This is a genomic window from Peribacillus sp. NPDC094092, assembly GCF_050279365.1.
In the GTDB taxonomy this organism is placed as follows: Bacteria; Bacillota; Bacilli; order Bacillales; family DSM-1321; genus Peribacillus.
Map to the genome: position 1 here is coordinate 1,076,392 of NZ_JBNNUC010000002.1, position 19,128 is coordinate 1,095,519.

17 protein-coding genes are annotated in these 19,128 nt (G+C 43.3%); 16 read left to right on the forward strand and 1 reads right to left on the reverse strand.

The genetic code is table 11. From position 1 onward, the window contains the following. Positions 1 to 76 precede the first annotated feature (76 nt). From lpdA to ACQKNS_RS14300, 13 genes are all read left to right on the forward strand, one after another. Positions 77 to 1,498, forward strand: a complete 1,422-nt coding sequence (gene lpdA, locus ACQKNS_RS14240) for a dihydrolipoyl dehydrogenase (protein ID WP_427643716.1) — start codon at positions 77 to 79, stop codon at positions 1,496 to 1,498. A 24-nt stretch (positions 1,499 to 1,522) separates the two neighbouring features. Beyond that, complete coding sequence (locus tag ACQKNS_RS14245; RefSeq protein WP_427643718.1) at positions 1,523 to 2,518, forward strand: thiamine pyrophosphate-dependent dehydrogenase E1 component subunit alpha; 996 nt, start codon at positions 1,523 to 1,525, stop codon at positions 2,516 to 2,518. A gap of 12 nt (positions 2,519 to 2,530) precedes the next feature. Continuing rightward, positions 2,531 to 3,514 (forward strand): alpha-ketoacid dehydrogenase subunit beta, encoded by a 984-nt coding sequence (locus ACQKNS_RS14250; RefSeq protein ID WP_101222514.1) that lies wholly within the window; start codon positions 2,531 to 2,533, stop codon positions 3,512 to 3,514. Positions 3,515 to 3,540: 26 nt separating this feature from the next. Next, positions 3,541 to 4,827 carry a dihydrolipoamide acetyltransferase family protein gene (locus ACQKNS_RS14255; protein WP_427643719.1) on the forward strand — a complete coding sequence of 429 codons (1,287 nt, stop codon included), beginning with the start codon at positions 3,541 to 3,543 and terminating at the stop codon, positions 4,825 to 4,827. A 454-nt stretch (positions 4,828 to 5,281) separates the two neighbouring features. Continuing rightward, positions 5,282 to 7,189 (forward strand): methylmalonyl-CoA mutase family protein, encoded by a 1,908-nt coding sequence (locus tag ACQKNS_RS14260; protein WP_427643721.1) that lies wholly within the window; start codon positions 5,282 to 5,284, stop codon positions 7,187 to 7,189. Position 7,190: 1 nt separating this feature from the next. Next, positions 7,191 to 9,383 (forward strand): methylmalonyl-CoA mutase, encoded by a 2,193-nt coding sequence (gene scpA / locus ACQKNS_RS14265; protein ID WP_427643723.1) that lies wholly within the window; start codon positions 7,191 to 7,193, stop codon positions 9,381 to 9,383. Next, complete coding sequence (gene meaB / locus ACQKNS_RS14270) at positions 9,383 to 10,510, forward strand: methylmalonyl Co-A mutase-associated GTPase MeaB (RefSeq protein WP_427643725.1); 1,128 nt, start codon at positions 9,383 to 9,385, stop codon at positions 10,508 to 10,510. Before scpA ends, meaB begins: the two co-directional genes overlap by 1 nt. 196 nt (positions 10,511 to 10,706) lie before the next feature. Further along, complete coding sequence (locus tag ACQKNS_RS14275; protein ID WP_061144385.1) at positions 10,707 to 11,144, forward strand: BrxA/BrxB family bacilliredoxin; 438 nt, start codon at positions 10,707 to 10,709, stop codon at positions 11,142 to 11,144. 314 nt (positions 11,145 to 11,458) lie between these two features. Next, the gene (locus ACQKNS_RS14280) at positions 11,459 to 12,262 is read left to right on the forward strand and encodes a transporter substrate-binding domain-containing protein (RefSeq protein ID WP_427644220.1); all 804 of its coding nucleotides are present in this window, start codon (positions 11,459 to 11,461) and stop codon (positions 12,260 to 12,262) included. 131 nt (positions 12,263 to 12,393) lie between these two features. Further along, the gene (locus ACQKNS_RS14285; RefSeq protein WP_427643727.1) at positions 12,394 to 13,053 is read left to right on the forward strand and encodes an amino acid ABC transporter permease; all 660 of its coding nucleotides are present in this window, start codon (positions 12,394 to 12,396) and stop codon (positions 13,051 to 13,053) included. Continuing rightward, a complete protein-coding gene (locus ACQKNS_RS14290; protein ID WP_427643729.1) occupies positions 13,046 to 13,768 on the forward strand; it encodes an amino acid ABC transporter ATP-binding protein in 723 nt (240 codons plus the stop codon). The genes ACQKNS_RS14285 and ACQKNS_RS14290 overlap by 8 nt, the downstream gene beginning before the upstream one ends. A gap of 191 nt (positions 13,769 to 13,959) precedes the next feature. After that, a complete protein-coding gene (locus ACQKNS_RS14295; protein ID WP_144549734.1) occupies positions 13,960 to 14,949 on the forward strand; it encodes an aromatic acid exporter family protein in 990 nt (329 codons plus the stop codon). A 31-nt stretch (positions 14,950 to 14,980) separates the two neighbouring features. Next, positions 14,981 to 15,496 (forward strand): L,D-transpeptidase, encoded by a 516-nt coding sequence (locus ACQKNS_RS14300; RefSeq protein WP_427643731.1) that lies wholly within the window; start codon positions 14,981 to 14,983, stop codon positions 15,494 to 15,496. Between the two features lie 40 nt (positions 15,497 to 15,536). Here the strand turns inward: ACQKNS_RS14300 and prli42 are convergent, their stop codons facing one another. Next, the gene (gene prli42 / locus ACQKNS_RS14305) at positions 15,537 to 15,632 is read right to left on the reverse strand and encodes a stressosome-associated protein Prli42 (RefSeq protein WP_155726463.1); all 96 of its coding nucleotides are present in this window, start codon (positions 15,630 to 15,632) and stop codon (positions 15,537 to 15,539) included. A 168-nt stretch (positions 15,633 to 15,800) separates the two neighbouring features. Between prli42 and mce the strand changes: the two genes are divergently transcribed. The 3 genes from mce (at position 15,801) to ACQKNS_RS14320 (ending at position 19,111) form a co-directional block, all read left to right on the forward strand. Next, positions 15,801 to 16,226, forward strand: coding sequence for a methylmalonyl-CoA epimerase (gene mce / locus ACQKNS_RS14310; RefSeq protein WP_427643733.1), 426 nt, complete (start codon positions 15,801 to 15,803; stop codon positions 16,224 to 16,226). Then, positions 16,223 to 17,773: an acyl-CoA carboxylase subunit beta gene (locus tag ACQKNS_RS14315; RefSeq protein ID WP_427643735.1), complete on the forward strand. Its 1,551-nt coding sequence runs from the start codon at positions 16,223 to 16,225 to the stop codon at positions 17,771 to 17,773. Before mce ends, ACQKNS_RS14315 begins: the two co-directional genes overlap by 4 nt. Positions 17,774 to 17,989: 216 nt before the next feature. Further along, the gene (locus tag ACQKNS_RS14320; RefSeq protein ID WP_427643737.1) at positions 17,990 to 19,111 is read left to right on the forward strand and encodes a tripeptidase T; all 1,122 of its coding nucleotides are present in this window, start codon (positions 17,990 to 17,992) and stop codon (positions 19,109 to 19,111) included. The last annotated feature ends 17 nt before the right edge of the window (positions 19,112 to 19,128 follow it).

Consider the following 19,128-nt stretch of genomic DNA (forward strand, 5'->3'; position numbering starts at 1 on the left):
AACATGGATAACGTAATAAACATAGGGCAAGTAAAAATGGTGACAAATAGTATGTATTTTGTGAGGAGGAGTGGTTTTGGCTGAAGAATTTGACCTCGTTATCCTCGGAGGAGGAACAGGAGGATATGTGGCGGCAATAAGGGCTGCTCAATTAGGATTGAAAACGGCTGTCGTGGAGAAAGGCAAGCTCGGCGGAACGTGTCTACATAAAGGCTGTATCCCTTCTAAAGCACTTTTAAGGAGTGCGGAAGTTTATCAGACTGCAGTGAAAAGTGAGGAATTCGGTATTGTTACCGGGGATGTAAAGGTAGATTTCCTCAAGGTACAGGAAAGAAAGAATAAAGTGGTCGACCAACTCTATAAAGGTGTCCAGCATTTGATGAAACAAGGAAAGATAACGGTTTATGAAGGGTTAGGGCGTATACTTGGTCCTTCTATATTTTCACCGATGCCTGGGACAATTTCCGTGGAAATGAATAATGGCAGTGAAAATGAAATGCTCATTCCTCAGAATGTCATCATTGCTACCGGTTCGCGTCCGAAGACACTTCCCGGTTTAACGATTGATGGGGAATTGGTGCTTACATCGGATGAAGCTCTAAAGCTTGAGAGCCTGCCAAAATCAATGATTATTGTTGGCGGTGGAGTTATCGGCATTGAATGGGCTTCGATGCTCAATGATTTTGGTGTGGATGTGACAGTACTGGAATATGCAGATAGAATCATCCCGACCGAAGACCATGACATTTCCAGTGAAATGCTTCGTCTCCTGACGAAAAAAGGCGTCAAATTCGTTACAGGTGCGCAGGTATTGCCTGAAACCCTGAAAACGGATGGTTCAGTTTACATTTCTGCAGAAGTCAAAGGTTCTGTGGAGGAATTCACAGCTGAAAAAATGCTGGTTTCCGTAGGCAGATCAGCAAATGTTGAAGGGATCGGCCTAGAAAATACGGAAATTGTTAAAGAAAAAGGCTTTATTGAAACCAATGACTTCTTCCAAACGAAGGAATCACATATCTATGCCATCGGTGATTGTATTGGCGGTCTCCAATTGGCTCACGTTGCCTCCCATGAAGGGATTACGGCCGTTGAACATATCGCAGGCCAACAACCGGAACGGCTGGATTATTCGCTCATTTCCAAATGTGTGTATTCAAGTCCTGAAGCTGCAAGTGTCGGTTTGACTGAAGAACAGGCAAACGAGGAAGGTTATGACCTTAAAATTGGGAAATTCCCATTCCGTGCAGTTGGCAAGGCCCTTGTTTTCGGGGAAGCGGATGGCTTTGTCAAAATCATCGCCGATAAGGGAACGGATGATATACTGGGCGTTCATATGATCGGACCACATGTTACGGATATGATTTCAGAAGCGGGACTTGCAAAAGTGCTTGATGCGACACCTTGGGAAATAGGCAAGACAATCCATCCGCACCCAAGTCTTTCTGAAGCAATCGGAGAGGCGGCCCTTGCTGTCGATGGACGTGCCATTCATTCATAAAGAATAAGGTCAGGAGGTTTTATGATGGTAGAAAAACGTCATGAACAATTAGGCTTAAATGAGGAAACGGTTTTAGATATGTACCGGACAATGCTTTTGTCACGCAGAATTGATGAGCGCATGTGGCTTTTAAACCGATCCGGGAAAATTCCCTTCGTGATTTCCTGCCAGGGGCAGGAAGCTGCACAGGTTGGGGCTGCATTTGCCCTTGATCGGCAGAAGGATTATGTACTGCCTTATTATCGGGATGTCGGTGTGGTACTTACTTTCGGAATGACGGCAAAGGACTTGATGCTTTCAGGTTTCGCGAAAGAGGAAGATCCCAATTCAGGCGGGCGCCAAATGCCTGGTCATTTTGGTCAAAAGGAAAATAGGATCGTCACTGGTTCATCGCCTGTAACGACACAGGTCCCGCATGCTGTTGGAATCGCCCTTGCAGGGAAGATGGAAGGTAAGGATTTGGTGACATTCGTAACGTTTGGGGAAGGTTCATCCAATCAGGGCGATTTTCATGAAGGGGCCAACTTTGCAGGTGTGCATAAGTTACCGGTCATTTTCATGTGTGAAAATAATAAATATGCGATTTCCGTTCCTATTGAGAAACAGCTTTCGTGTGAAAATGTTTCCGACAGGGCGATTGGCTATGGGATGCCTGGAATAACGGTGGATGGCAATGATCCATTGGAGGTGTATGCAGCGGTGAAAGAAGCGGCTGACCGTGCACGAAGGGGAGAAGGCCCTACACTTGTAGAAACCGTTTCATATAGGCTTACGCCTCATTCAAGTGATGATGATGACCGAAGCTACCGGACTGCGGACGAAGTGGCCGAAGCCAAAACGAAGGATTCCATATTGACATTTGGAGCGTATTTAAAAGCAGTGGGAATCATGGATGATGACCTTGAGAAACAAATGAATGATGAAGTCATGAAGATAGTCAATGAAGCAACCGATTATGCTGAAAATGCTCCATATCCGAAGGCTGAAAGTGCTATGAATCATGTGTATGCACAAAAGTAAGGGGGTAATAGAATGCCAGTGATTTCTTATATAGATGCCGTGACAATGGCAATGAGGGAAGAGATGGAACGTGATTCCCGTGTATTCGTATTGGGAGAGGATGTAGGAAAAAAAGGTGGGGTCTTTAAAGCCACTAATGGTTTATACGACCAATTCGGTGAAGCCAGGGTCATCGATACACCGCTCGCTGAATCTGCAATTGCAGGAGTGGGAATCGGGGCCGCCATGTATGGACTTCGCCCGATAGCTGAGATGCAATTTGCTGATTTCATTATGCCTGCCATTAACCAAATTGTTTCAGAGGCAGCCAAAATTAGATACCGTTCTAATAATGACTGGAGCTGTCCCATGGTAATCCGTGCTCCGTATGGAGGAGGGATTCATGGAGCTCTTTATCATTCACAATCGGTTGAAGCGATCTTTGCCAATCAGCCGGGCTTGAAAATTGTGATGCCCTCCACTCCGTATGATGTAAAGGGTTTGCTTAAAGCTGCCATTCGTGATGAAGACCCAGTGCTTTTCTTTGAACATAAACGCGCATACCGCTTGATCAAGGGTGAAGTACCGACTGAAGATTATGTTCTTCCCATCGGTAAGGCAGACGTAAAAAGGGAAGGGGAAGACATTACTGTCATCTCTTATGGCCTTTGTGTGCATTTTGCCCTGCAGGCAGCGGAAAAATTAGCTGCAGATGGAATTTCTGCACATGTTCTTGACTTGCGTACGGTCTATCCGTTGGATAAGGATGCTATCATAGAAGCAGCTTCTAAAACGGGGAAAGTATTACTGGTTACGGAAGATAATAAAGAAGGAAGCATCATGAGTGAGGTCGCAGCCATCATTGCCGAGCATTGTCTTTTTGATTTGGATGCCCCTGTAAAACGATTGGCCGGACCTGATGTACCTGCCATGCCATATGCGCCTACGATGGAAAAACAATTTATGGTGAATCCTGATAAAGTGGAAAAAGCAATGAGGGAATTGGCCGAGTATTAATGACTGTTAAGAAGGAGGAACGAATTATGGCTATGGAATTAATGAAGATGCCTCAACTAGGCGAAAGTGTCACAGAGGGAACCATCAGTAAATGGCTTGTGAAGCCTGGGGATCATGTCACGAAATACGACCCGCTAGCTGAAGTGATGACGGATAAAGTAAATGCTGAGGTTCCTTCTTCCTTCACCGGCATCATCAAGGAATTGAAAGCGGATGAGAATCAAACATTGGCAGTCGGGGAAGTCATTTGCTCGATTGAAGTTGAAGCGGCAAAGACGGATAACGGACATGCTGGGCAAGTTTCTCAAAATGAGGAAAATGTTGATGTACCTGTTACAAGAGATGTGCAGCAAGCTTCTGCAGAAACATCAAGGAAAGCCCGCTATTCGCCAGCTGTGTTAAAACTTTCCCAGGAGCATGGAATCGATCTTTCAAAAGTTAAAGGAACGGGGAATGAGGGACGGATCACCCGTAAAGATTTACTGAAACTTGTTGAATCAGGGAATCTTCCTAAGGCGGATGAGCCTCCCGCAATATCCGATTCGGCTCCTGTTGAGATCGCCCCTCAAGTTAAACGTCAAACCAGTCCGGTACCTAACGTGCCGACTGCGGCTGGGGACAAGGAAATACCTGTTACCGGCATCCGTAAGGCAATTGCGTCCAATATGTTGAAAAGTAAGCACGAAATTCCGCATGCTTGGACGATGGTGGAAGTCGATGCAAGCAATATGGTGAAGTTGCGTGATAATCTTAAATCCGAGTTTAAACAAAAAGAAGGCTATAATTTAACGTACTTTGCCTTTTTCGTCAAAGCGGTTGCCCAAGCCCTAACGGAATTTCCAGAGCTCAATTCGATGTGGGCAGGCGAAAAAATCATACAAAAAAAAGAAATCAATATATCAATAGCGGTTGCAACCGAAGATGCCTTATTTGTACCGGTCATTAAAAATGCCGATGAAAAATCAATCAAAGGTATAGCAAGGGAGATACAGGAACTTGCATCCAAAGTGAAGACGGGTAAGTTAAAAGCAGAGGATATGCAAGGTGGTACGTTCACTGTTAATAACACTGGCTCATTCGGTTCTGTCCAATCCATGGGAATCATCAATCATCCACAGGCGGCCATTTTACAAGTTGAAACGATCGTAAAACGTCCAGTGGTCATAAATGACATGATTGCAGTACGAGATATGGTGAATCTCTGTTTATCACTTGATCATCGAGTTTTGGACGGACTGGTATGCGGACGATTCCTTGCAAGGGTTAAAGAAATCATCGAAAAGATTTCCAAAGAGAACACTTCCATATACTAAAATGAAGAAAAGGAAGGCCGGAAGGGTATTCCTTCAGACTGTAGGCAAACCCGATGAAAATCGGGTTTGCCTACAGTTTTTTTGATTGGTGTGATTTGCACGTGAATGCAGGCACTCGATTTCGCCTTGCTTTTTGATTTGGTGAGCACTGTATGCCGAAGTCAATCGCCAAAGTTTAGACTCTGTCATTTCTCTTTTCCATAGAAAAACATCGACAAAAAATTTTTTTTTGCTATTATTTTAGTAAGAGCTGTTCTAATACAGATCAGGAGCTGTACTTGATTTAAAAAGGCGAAATAGGCTAGTGGTTTTCCTACCAACAGATCTATTGTCTTAAATTTCAAGAAAATTATGGTAGAATGTTAGTATAGTCCAGATCAAATTGACGGGAGGGTGGTTTTCTTATCCAAAACTGACTGAGCGTTCGTTCTCCCAAAGAAAGGACAGGCGTATGATGCGGCAGAAGATAAGAAAGCGATTACAGATGGAACTGAAAGATGTAAAAAACATTACCTTTCCTAAGCCTTCTTTTGAAGAGTGGAAAGAAGCTGCGGAAGCAAGTTTAAAAGGGAAAAGTGTAGAAAAATTAAAAACGAATACATATGAGGGCATCACTTTATATCCGCTCTATACAGAAAAGGCGGATTCAGCGGAAAAAGCAGCAGAATTACCAGGATTTTCCCCTTTCACCCGAGGAACGTCGCCAACGGGATATCACGAAAAGCCTTGGCTTGTCGTTCAACCTGTAAGCGGTATCACGGCTGAAGAAGCAAATGAAAAGATGAAAGCTTCATTCAAGCGCGGTCAAAATGTCGTGGCATACCCTGCACGATTGCTTGCCGAGGGCGCAAGGGCTGAAAAGTTGTTTAAGGATATCCCATTAAAAGAAATTCCGGTTTTCATTGACCTTAAGGGGAAACAAAAAGAAGCATTCCCTCAATTCAAGGCTATTGCCGAAGCACAAAATACCCAATTGACAGGCGTTATTGCTGAAGATCCCATTGCAGAATGGCTCATTAGCGGTCAGCTGCCAGAAGATACGGATAACTATTTTGCGGACTGGCTGATGACGATCCAAGATTATCAGGATGTAGGCAGGGATTTAAAAACAGTTTTGATTAATACGGCAGTCTACCATAATGGGGGAGCTAGTGCCGTACAAGAATTAGCTTACGGATTATCGGCAGCCGTCCAATATCTATTGGAAGGGCAAAAACAAGGTCTTTCTATAGCAGCGGTTTCCGAAAAGATCGTATTCTCTTTTGCTTTGGATTCAAATTACTTCATGTCCATCGCTAAACTGCGGGCTGCCAGAAGGCTTTGGGCAGGACTTGCAGAAGCTTTCGAGACGGCATCGGACCATTTTAAAATGGCCATACATGCGGTTACTTCCGAGTTGACAGAAACGCTTTATGATCAGCACGTCAATATTCTTCGGACCACAAACCAAGCTTTCGCTGCAGCTATTGGAGGCATTCAATATCTTCAAATTCATCCATTCACACACGCGACTGGTGAAACCGATGATTTTTCAGAAAGAATCGCCCGTAACACTCACTTGATTTTAAAGGAAGAAACAAATATCACAACAGTGGTCGATCCTGCTGGCGGTTCATGGTATGTTGAGCAACTAACGGATGAATTGGCTGAAAAGGCTTGGGCAAAGTTCCTTGAAATTGATGCAGCTGGAGGGATTCTTGAGCTAATTAAACAAGGCACCCTTCAGAAAGAAATAGCTGAGGTTTACCAAGGAAGAATCCAAAATGCGGCTTTCAGAAAAGAAAGTATCATCGGAACGAACGTTTATCCAAATCCCGCTGATAAGATTAAAATCCCGAAACGGAATGACCATGTGTCATATATGAAAGTGGAAAAGCCGGTTGGCATTACCCCGCTTGACTTGGATCGGGTATCCATTCAGTTCGAACAAATAAGACTACGAAGTGAGAAGTATATAGAAATAAGTGGAACGTCTCCCACTATTGGTTTGATTAATTTGAAAAATCTTAAATCCTATAAACCACGTGCAGATTTCGTAACAAGTCTTGCTGCGGCAGGTGGTATTGAAACAATCGGCAGTAAGGGGTGTCAAACCATTGAGGAAGCAGTCGATTATGTAGCTGGGACCAAGCTCCCTATCTATTGTGTTTGCGGCAGTGATGCTGACTACTCGGAAATAGCGCCAGTCATCATTAAAGAAATTAAAAAGCAATTTCCTGAAATCACTATTTATTGTGCCGGCAAGCAAAAAGAAGAATTAGAGATTTCACTAAGTGAAGCAGGAGTCAAAGATTTTATCCATGTTAAAACGAATGCAATATCCATTTTATCGGAATTATTGCAGAAGCTAGGGGTGAACTGAAATGAAAAGACCGAATTTTTCTGCTATAAATCCTGCTAAGTCTGAGATTAAAGGTACGGTGGAAACATGGAAAAAGGAAGCCGAAAAAGCAGTTGGGAAAAACATGGAGGACCTTCTGTTTGAAACCAATGAACAAATAAAAATCAAACCGCTTTATGTTGAGGAAGATAATCGCGATTTGGAGCATATGGAAAGTGTGCCAGGCATCGCTCCATTTACAAGAGGGCCCTATCCTTCCATGTATGTCAATCGTCCTTGGACGGTACGTCAGTATGCAGGTTTTTCGACTGCTGAGGAATCTAATGCGTTTTACAGGCGTAATCTGGCGATGGGGCAAAAAGGGCTCTCAGTTGCTTTTGATTTAGCTACACACCGCGGTTATGACTCCGATCATCCACGCGTTGTCGGTGATGTAGGGAAGGCGGGAGTTGCCATTGATTCCATTCTTGACATGAAAATCCTGTTCGACGGCATTCCGCTTGATCAGATGTCCGTGTCAATGACGATGAACGGTGCTGTATTACCCATCCTTGCATTTTATATCGTGACAGCTGAAGAACAAGGCGTAACACAGGATAAGCTTTCAGGAACGATTCAAAATGACATCTTAAAGGAATACATGGTTCGGAATACGTATATCTACCCACCTGAAATGTCCATGAAAATCATAGCTGACATATTTGAGTATACATCCAAATATATGCCCAAGTTCAATTCCATTTCAATCTCCGGCTATCATTTGCAGGAAGCGGGGGCGCCGGCTGATATCGAACTTGCCTATACGTTGGCGGATGGGCTTGAGTATGCACGTACCGGAATGAAAGCAGGTATTGATATCGATAAATTTGCACCACGCCTTTCATTCTTCTGGGCTGTAGGAATGAATTATTTCATGGAAGTTGCGAAAATGAGGGCAGCTCGTTTCATTTGGTCAAAACTGATGAAACAATTCGAACCGAAAAATAACAAAGCGATGGCATTGAGGACGCATTCCCAAACCTCCGGCTGGAGCCTCTCCGAGCAGGATCCGTTTAATAATGTCGCAAGGACCCTTATTGAAGCGCATGCGGCTGCACTTGGGCATACACAGTCCCTCCATACGAACGCATTGGATGAGGCCATTGCCTTGCCAACTGATTTCTCGGCACGTATTGCCCGTAACACACAGCTATATCTGCAGGAGGAAACCGGGATCACAAAAGTAATCGATCCATGGGCGGGTTCTTACTACGTAGAATCGCTCACTAATGAATTAATCGAACGGGCTTGGGCTCACATAGAAGAAATCGAAGGTCTGGGTGGAATGGCGAAGGCTATTGAAACCGGCCTTCCGAAAATGAGGATCGAGGAAGCAGCTGCAAAGCGTCAGGCTAAAATCGATTCTCAAGTTGAAACGATCGTGGGCGTCAATAAGTATCGGTTGAAAAAAGAAGATCCTATTGAAATATTGGAGATTGATAATACGGTAGTTCGCGAAAGTCAGCTTAAGCGTTTGAGCGAATTAAAAGCGAAACGTGATCAGGCAAAGGTGGATGAAGCTCTTCAAGCGTTATCCATGGCAGCCAGAACTGGCGAAGGCAACCTTCTTGAACTGGCTGTGCAAGCTGCAAGAGTACGGGCTTCATTAGGTGAAATATCCGATGCAATTGAAGAGGTGGCTGGACGACACAAAGCAACGATCCGTTCAATCAGCGGTGTATATAGCTCGGCATACTCAAAAGAAACGGAAATTGAGGAAGTCGTCCGCATGACGGAAGAGTTCCTGGAGAATGAAGGAAGAAGACCGCGTTTGTTAATGGCTAAAATGGGTCAGGACGGTCATGATCGTGGAGCTAAAGTAGTAGGAACGGGATTTGCGGATTTAGGCTATGATGTCGATATCGGTCCATTATTCCAAACACCGAAAGAAACCGCCATCCAGGCCGTGGAAAATGATGTGCATGTAGTCGGAATGAGTTCGCTTGCTGCAGGCCATAAAACTTTGTTGCCGCAGCTTATGACGGAACTGAAGAACTTGGGACGTGAGGACATTATAGTAATTGTTGGCGGCGTCATTCCTGCGCAGGATTATGATTACCTAATGGAAAATGGGGCTACAGCGATTTTTGGTCCTGGTACGGTCATTCCACAGGCAGCGAAGAAAGTGCTTCAGGAAATATACAATCGCCTCGGATATGAGGAAGTGGCCCAATAATGAGTGAAGACAAGAAGCCGGAATGGGTCGATCTTAACAATCAGGAAGGTTTTGCTTCTTCATTAAAGCCAGGTGTGGAATTAGCAGCCAGCCAAAACATGCCTTCAAAAAGCAAATTCGTCAAAAAACATAATGCAAATATACCGGTCCATGAACTTAAAGAGGGAATCATAAAAGGGGACAGGGCCAAGCTAGCTAAAGGGATTACATTGGTTGAAAGCAATGCATCCCACCACTTGGATCATGCACAGCAATTATTGCATGCCATCCTTCCTCATACAGGGAACTCGATTCGCATAGGGATTTCCGGAGTGCCCGGTGCCGGAAAAAGTACCTTTATCGAAACGTTCGGAACGTATTTATGTGACAGGGGCCATAAGGTTGCCGTTCTAGCCGTCGACCCAAGCTCTTCGATCAATGGCGGAAGCATACTAGGTGATAAGACAAGGATGGAGGAACTGGCAAGAAACCCCCATGCCTTCATAAGACCCTCACCATCCGAAGGCACTCTTGGCGGGGTTCACCGCAAAACGAGGGAAACGATGTTGCTTTGTGAAGCGGCAGGATTTGATGTGATACTGATAGAAACTGTCGGGGTCGGTCAGAGTGAAGCTATCGTCCGTAGTATGGTCGACTTCTTCATGCTCCTTGTCCTAACAGGTGCCGGAGATGAATTACAGGGGATGAAAAAAGGGATTCTGGAACTTGTGGACGGAATTGTGGTCAATAAAGCCGATGGAGAGAACATTCCTCTGGCGATTAGGACGAAGTCCGAATATAGCAGAATCTTGCACTTCCTTCAGCCAGCAACAAAGGGATGGGCAGGAAAGGCATATGCTTGTTCTGCCATAACCGGTAAAGGAATCCCTGAGCTTTGGGATGTATTGAATGAATTTTCCGATATGACCAAGGAATCGGGTGTTTTTCAAGAACGGAGAAGAATGCAATCGAAGGAATGGCTTTATTCATTGATTGATCACCAGCTTAAAACGATGTTTTATAAAAATGAAACCGTCAAAGGTCTTCTCCCCATACTCGAGAATCAAGTAATGTCAGGGAATAAAACGGTCACGGCTGCTGTTAAGCAGGCCTTTGAAACTTTTACAGAAACACTTAAATCAAATTAAAAAAGAAATAGGATGGGGCAGCGTGGAATGTCTCCTAGGATGCCCTATCTTTTTGTAAGTCTTGTTGTTTCACAAATGATTCTCGCTTTTTTTTATTCGAATCTGTTTATGCGGTTTTAACAGGTAAATTTATTGAATCACGAAGTGGCAATTGTTATGATAGGATGGAAGAGAAAACTTGGAAGGAGCAAATGCCATGAATATGGATTTTAATTTTTTAATGAATGACGTAGTCAAACAAGCTCGCGATGAGATAAAGACTGCTGGATATACAGAATTGACTACTCCCGAGGAAGTAGAGGAAGTATTCGCACAAAAAGGAACGACACTTGTTATGGTGAACTCCGTTTGTGGCTGCGCTGGGGGAATTGCTAGACCTGCAGCTGCTCATGCAATCCATAATGATAAACGTCCAGATCAGCTTGTAACCGTTTTTGCCGGGCAAGATAAAGCGGCTACGGAGAAAGCCCGTGATTATTTCGAAGGGTATCCGCCGTCATCCCCATCATTCGCATTGCTGAAGGATGGAAAAATCATCACCATGATAGAGCGTCATGAAATTGAAGGGCACCACCCGATGTCTGTAGTGGAAAAATTACAAGACTACTTCGATCAATATTGCGAAGAAGTGTAAGCCCATAGCCATAGCAAAAAAAAACCGCCTATCCGGCGGTTTTTTTATTCCTGATTTTGCATAAGTCAGGGGCATTTAGGAAAGAAGATAGATAAGGATGCCGATATATTCCCTTTGGAACTTAAAGTGCGAAAATTAGAAATAAAGTTATAGCAATATTCTGAAAAATAAATCTATTATTTACGTTATTGAATAATTATAAGAGTGTGTTAAAATACACATTAGTGTATGAATATTAGTTATTCAAATTTTAACTAAACCAAATTCAAGAACAAGAGAATTGAAAATATCATTTTGGAGGAATAATAATGAAGTTGAAAAAGCAGTTAGCATTGTTGCTTACTTCTGTTTTATTAGTAGGTATTTTAGCAGCATGCGGAACATCCGGGAAAGAAGATAAGGACACAGCTGGTACAGAAGAAAAAAAGGTCTTGGTAATGGGAACATCTGCGGATTATCCGCCATTTGAATTTGTTGAAACATCTAAAAGTGAGGAAATCAAAGGATTTGACATCGATATCGCTAAAGCAATCGGAAAAAAATTAGGTTATGAAGTTCAAGTGAAGGACATTGACTTTAATAGTCTGGTGCCTGCTCTGGAAAATAAATCGGTCGATTTCGTTATCTCTGGAATGACTCCAACAGAAAAACGTGAGCAATCAGTCGACTTCAGTGATATTTACTATACAGCTAAAAACATGATCATCACGACAAAGGACAGTAAAATCAAAACTGTTGAAGATTTAAAAGGGAAAACCGTAGGCGTACAGCTTGCATCCATTCAGGAAACATTGGCAAATGACTTGAATAAATCCCAGGATATCGGGATGAAAATTGAAAAACGGAATCGTATTCCTGAGGTTGTTCAAGAAATGTCAACAGGGCGTTTTGATGCAGTGATCATGGAAGATACTGTGGCAAAAGGCTACTTGAAAGATAATAAAGAATTGGTTGGGCATTTGATCGAGTCCGGTGAACAAGATGCCGGTTCGGCAATCGCTTTCCAAAAAGGAAGCAAGTTAACGGAAGAATTCAATGCCGAGTTGAAAAAAATGATGGAAAATGGTGAAATGGAAAAATTAATATTAAAATGGTTCGGTGGCAGTGAAACTGAATAATGCAGAAAGATGAAAAACGTTCAGAAGAGATTTAGTATGCCTTCTGAACGTTTTTCCGCGCTTTATTGTTAATAAAATGAAGCAGGAAGAAGGACCTAAGATAAAGGCCTTCATAAGAGAGGATGAATGGAGTGAATCTGGAATTTGAAAGGATTATACCTTCCCTTCCATATATCCTGGAGGGGATACCGACTACATTAAAGGTTGTAGCGGTAGCGGCAGTAATCGGATTTGTTTTGGGGATATTACTATCTATACTTAAAATCAGCAGAATCAAGCCCTTAAATTGGATTGCTGACTTTTATACATCCATTTTTCGCGGTACACCTTTGGTGTTGCAATTAATGCTGATTTATTTTGGTTCACCACAAATATTAGGGATTCAAATCGAAGCGTTCCAAGCAGCATTTTTAGCATTCGGGCTAAATTCAGCGGCATACATCTCTGAAATTATCAGGGGAGGCATTTTAGCTGTCGATAAAGGCCAACGAGAGGCTTCGCTTGCACTTGGGATTCCCTATTCAGGGATGATGCTTAATATTATCCTTCCGCAGGCCATCAAGAATATCCTGCCATCGCTTGTGAACGAATTGATTTCCTTAACGAAGGAATCAGCCGTTGTCACAATTATTGGATTAGGGGATATCATGCGCCGTTCTTATATTGTCGGCGGTGAGACATATAAATTCTTCGAGCCGATATTATTTGCCGGCCTCATTTATTATGTGATGGTCATGGTTCTCACCATCTTAGGCAAAGTGATTGAAAGGAGAATGAGACGCAGTGATTAAAATTGATGGACTCAAAAAAAATTATGGTAAGCTCGAGGTATTGAAAGGAATCAGCACCGAGATAGGGCAGGGTGAAGTGTTAGCGATCATCGGCCCATCCGGTTCGGGAAAATCAACTTTCTTACGCTGCATCAATATGCTTGAAACTCCAACTGATGGTCAAATCAGGTTTAAAGATCAAATCATCACTGAGAAAAAGACCAATATCATGAAAGTGCGTGAGAATGTCGGAATGGTGTTTCAGCATTTTCATTTATTTCCGCATAAAACCGTACTGGAGAATCTGACATATGCACCTATGAAGGTGAAAAAACTATCAAAGGCCGAGGCTATAAAACAAGCTCGTGAGCTCTTGACCAAAGTCGGTTTGTCCGATAAAGAATCGACTTATCCAAATCGTCTGTCAGGCGGGCAAAAACAAAGGGTCGCGATTGCTCGGGCATTGGCAATGAACCCTGAAGTAATCCTTTTCGATGAGCCGACATCGGCGCTTGATCCCGAGATGGTAAAAGAAGTGCTCGAGGTTATGAAGTCACTGGCACATACGGGGATGACCATGCTGATCGTAACGCATGAAATGGGATTTGCCAGAGAAGTGGCAGATCGTGTACTATTCCTGGACGGGGGCCTGCTCGTTGAGGAAAGTGCTCCGGAAGAATTCTTTTCCAATCCGAAAAGCCAGCGTGCAAAAGACTTCTTGGAAAAAGTTTTATAAGCTAAAGGCAATAGTATATAATTGTGAAAAAAGGTAACGTTTAGGTTACCTTTTTTATTTTTTTCCTATAATGTATTTTTGCGTGATTGTATTTAGAAAAATTGGAAATTTAACTCGCAAAGGACTGTGAAAATATCTGATTTCCTGATAGTATTATAATAGATAGAGAAAGAGCCAGGTGATACATAACAATGTTTAAAATCGGATACAGGACGATTAAAACCGCTTTGGGGGCCACCCTGGCAATTATTATTGCACAAATGCTTAATCTCGAATATTTCTCTGCTGCGGGAATCATTGCGATCTTATGCATTCAAGTTACAAAAAAGAAGTCGGTGTATGCCTCCTGGCACCGGTTTTTAGCTTGTTTGATCGCAATGGCCTATGCATCCCTATTCTTTCATTTCATTGCATTCCATCCGCTGATAATAGGTTTGATCCTCTTGATTTTCATTCCAACGACTGTTGCCTTGAAGATTAATGAGGGGATCGTGACGAGCAGCGTCATCATCATGCACCTATACGGGGCGGGTGACATCACTTTTTCCCTGCTGATCAATGAAACGATATTAATCGCGGTTGGAGTTGGAGTTGCGCTTGTCATGAATCTGTACATGCCCAGTGTCGATGACAAACTGCTGGCCTACCAGGAAAGCATCGAAACGAACTTCAGTGCGATCTTGATGGGGATTGTCCGCTATTTAAGGGATAATGATCACACATGGGATGGTAAGGAAATCACCGAAACAGCCAATCTTCTTAATCAAGCCAAAAGCCTTGCCTTCAGGGACGTGGAAAATCATTTTTTAAGGGAAGAAGACCTGTATTACCATTATTTCAAAATGCGTGAAAAGCAATTTGAAATAATTGAACGAATTCTGCCCTTGGTCACGAATATTCCACTGGTCGTCAAGCAAAGCGGGATAGTGGCAGATTTTATAGAAGATTTGGCAGAAAACGTCCACCCACAAAATACGGCCATCCTTTATCTGAAGAAGCTTGAAGAAATGGAGATTCATTTTAGGGGAATGGCACTGCCGCAGACTAGGGAAGAGTTCGAATCCAGGGCAGCATTACTGCAGCTCATGAAGGAGATGGAGCGTTATTTATTGTTGAAGCATTCCTTCAAGGGACTGCCCAAGCTGAATAGCAACCGAATGAAAAAGAGGCACTTGGCTTAAACTAAGCAAAAAAGTGAAGGAATTGATACAAATGAAATGGATCCTTTCTTTGTTGCTCATGCTACCTTTGTGGCCATTGCAGGTACAAGCCCAACCTCAATCGGTTATGCCTGGCGATCCGTTCATCATCATCAATAAAGCTAACAATAAATTGGCGTTCATTGATGATAACGAGGTCAAGGAGATTCTGCCAGTCGGTACGGGAAAGAGCCAGGAACTTACACCCGAAGGGATTTTCACGGTCAAAGTAAAAGCAGTCAATCCATATTACCGCAAAAAAAATATCCCTGGCGGCGATCCCAGGAACCCTCTGGGGTCGCGGTGGATTGGATTCGATGCACGAAATACCGATGGGAGGATTTACGGGATTCTTGGTACGAATCAGCCATCATCAATTGGTAAATACATTTCAAATGGCTGTGTACGGATGCTTAAATCCGATGTAGAGCGTTTGTACGAAAAAGTCCCCATCGGCACTAAAGTGATGATCACCATATCGAACGAGGATTTCAAAACGTTGGCAAAGAAAAATGGAGCGATAAAATAAAGAGAGGGAAGCTTTGCTCCCCTCCCAATTACGGTTTCTATTACAAAAGAAATGCGATACCTGATAATAAGCTCGTTAATAACATTGAGATAAGCATTAAATACACGACGATTTTTCTGATTTTCTTGTTTCCCATATGCTCTCTCCCTTAAAACAGTTTAATTGATTTTATTTTAACTTGAACATTTAGTAGAAACAAGTAAAAGTATAATGTTCATATTATTCCGAATCTTGAAAGGCTTTAATGCAAGAATAGTAGTATTTCAATGGAGTCATCCAATAATACATAGCATGGGGGTTTTTTATGATGATTAAAAATATCGATCATATAGGTATTGCCGTCAAGTCACTGGAGGAAGCCTTGCCACTTTACACGGAAACATTGAAATTGAAACTTGAAGGAATCGAGACAGTGGGGAGCCAAGGAGTGAAAGTGGCCTTCATCCTGGCAGGCAATACCCGTTTGGAGTTGTTGGAAGCGTTGTCACCGGCAAGCCCAATCGCCAAATTCATCGAAAAACGCGGTGAAGGGATTCATCATGTGGCACTTGGCGTCGATGACATCGAAGAGAGAATAAAAGAAATCAAAGAATCTGGATTGCGCATGATTGATGATTCATCAAGAAAGGGCGCGCACAATGCGGATGTTGCTTTCATTCATCCCAAGTCTACCGCGGGTGTATTATATGAGCTTTGTGAACAAGCATTATCAAAGGAGGAGCAGAAATGACAGACATATACGATACGATCAATGACCTATATGACAGACGCCGCAAAGTGGAAATGGGCGGCGGTGAAGAAAGAATCGATAAGCAGCATGAAAAGGGAAAACTGACTGCAAGGGAAAGAATTGAACTTTTAGTTGATCCGGGTACTTTCATAGAGCTTAATCCTTTTATCAAACATCGTAATACCAATTTCGGCATGGAAAAGGAAGAGGGGCCGGGAGAAGGGGTTGTCACTGGCTACGGAAAGGTCAACGGCCGTGACATTTATCTGTTTTCACAGGATTTCACTGTTTTTGGCGGAGCACTCGGTGAAATGCATGCTCTGAAAATTGCCAATGTTATGGATTTGGCGGCGGAAAATGGAGCCCCTTTCATAGGTTTGAACGATTCTGGTGGGGCACGTATTCAAGAAGGCGTGGTTTCTCTTGACGGGTATGGCCAAATCTTTTACCGGAATTCCATTTATTCAGGGGTCATTCCACAGATTTCTGTCATTATGGGACCTTGTGCAGGTGGAGCCGTATATTCCCCAGCCATAACCGACTTTGTCTTCATGGTTGAAAAAACGAGCCAAATGTTCATAACAGGTCCTAAAGTCATTGAAACGGTTACAGGGGAAAAGATTTCCTCTGAAGGATTGGGTGGGGCGACGGTACATAATACAATAAGCGGTAATGCCCACTTCAAGGGAGCATCTGAGGAGCAAGTATTGGAAGACGTTAGACGTCTCCTGAGTTATCTTCCACAAAATAATGAAGAGAAGCCGCCGGTTTTGGAAGCCGACGATGGAGATGACTACCGTCCGGACTTAACGGATGTAGTCCCTTATGAAGGGATCCGTCCATATGATGTCCGGAAAGTATTGGAACAGGTTGTCGATGAGGGTTCCTTTATGGAAGTTCAAGAGGGCTTTGCGAAAAACATAGTGGTCGGCTTGGCCCGTATCAAAGGGAAATCAGTGGGGCTTGTCTGTAACCAGCCAAAGGTGCTGGCTGGGGGACTTGATATTGATTCATCTGATAAGGCTGCCCGTTTTATTCGTTTCTGTGACTCGTTCAATATTCCGCTAATCACGTTTGAAGACGTTTCAGGGTTTTTCCCGGGCGTTAAACAAGAACATGGCGGGATCATTCGCCACGGTGCAAAGCTGCTATATGCTTATTCGGAAGCAACTGTACCAAAATTGACAATCATTCTGCGTAAAGCATATGGAGGAGCTTACGTGGCTCTTAATAGTAAATCCATCGGTGCGGATCTTACGTTTGCATGGCCGAATGCTGAAATCGCGGTAATGGGTTCTGCTGGAGCGGCAAATATCATTTTTGCCCGTGAAATTCAAAATAGCCAAGATCCGGAAGCGACACGTGCAGCAAAAATTGAAGAATACCGTGAGAAGTTCGCCAATCCATATGTTGCCGCAAGTCTTGGAATGGTGGATGATGTTATTGATCCCCGTGAAACCAGAATTAAGATCATTCAATCTCTTGATATGCTTCGCAACAAGAAAGAAACTAGACCATGGAAAAAACACGGGAATATCCCGTTGTGATCCAACGTTGCAAGGAGCCCAAACGATCTGTTTTGGGCTCTTTTCCATACTGGGGTAGATATCATTTAAAAGATTACCATTAATATGCCATCGTTGACCTTTTGGCAGGGAAATGAACAGCAAGCCATTGTGGGGTCTTCCTTATCACATTATTTGCCGGGGCGCCGCTTTTAGCAGTATAATTAAAGAGGAAAACTTTTTTGGAGGTTTTATTTTATGATTAATGAACAACGTTTAGTTAATGAATTTATGGAATTGGTGCAGATTGATTCCGAAACGAAAAATGAAGCAGCCATCGCCAAAGTGCTGAAAGAAAAATTCGGGGCACTGGGTGTAGAGGTTTTTGAAGATGATACAACAGCAGTTACCGGCCATGGTGCAGGGAATTTAATATGTACTTTAAAAGGAAATAAAGAAGGCGTAGATACCATTTATTTCACCTCCCATATGGATACGGTTGTACCAGGTAATGGAATCAAGCCTTCCATCAAAGATGGATACATAGTGTCAGACGGAACGACCATTTTAGGTGCGGATGACAAAGCTGGATTAGCGGTCATGTTAGAAACGCTTAAAGTGTTGAAAGAACAGAATATCGAACATGGTACAATCGAATTCATCATTACGGTCGGTGAAGAATCTGGCTTGGTAGGGGCAAAGGCATTGGATCGCTCCCTTGTAACGGCTAAATTCGGTTTTGCACTTGATAGTGATGGAAAAGTGGGCAATGTGGTTGTTGCTGCACCTACCCAGGCGAAAGTATCTGCAACCATTTTAGGCAAGACTGCTCACGCTGGTGTCGCTCCTGAGAAAGGCGTTTCGGCCATTACGATCGCTGCAAAAGCAATCTCTAGAATGCCATTAGGAAGAATCGACGAGGAAACGACTGCCAATATCGGACGTTTCCAGGGGGGGCAGCAAACCAATATTGTTTGTGACCATGTTGAAATCCTTGCAGAAGCAAGATCCTTGATTCCTGAAAAAATGGAAATACAGGTAGCGAAAATGAAAGAGGCATTCGAGACGGCAGCCATTGAAATGGGCGGACGTGCTGAAGTTGAAGTTAACGTCATGTATCCTGGCTTTAAATATGGTGCTGGCGATCATGTAGTCGAAATCGCAAGAAAGGCAGCAGAGAAAATCGGCCGTCCTTGCGAGCTGGTCAAAAGCGGCGGAGGAAGCGATGCGAATGTCATTGCAGGCTTTGGCATCCCTACTGTCAATCTCGCGGTGGGCTATGAAGATATCCATACTACGAATGAAAGAATCCCAGTTGAGGAATTAACGAAGCTAGCTGAAATGGTTGTCACTATCATCAAAGAAGTAACAGGGGAATAATCACCCTAAATAGGACA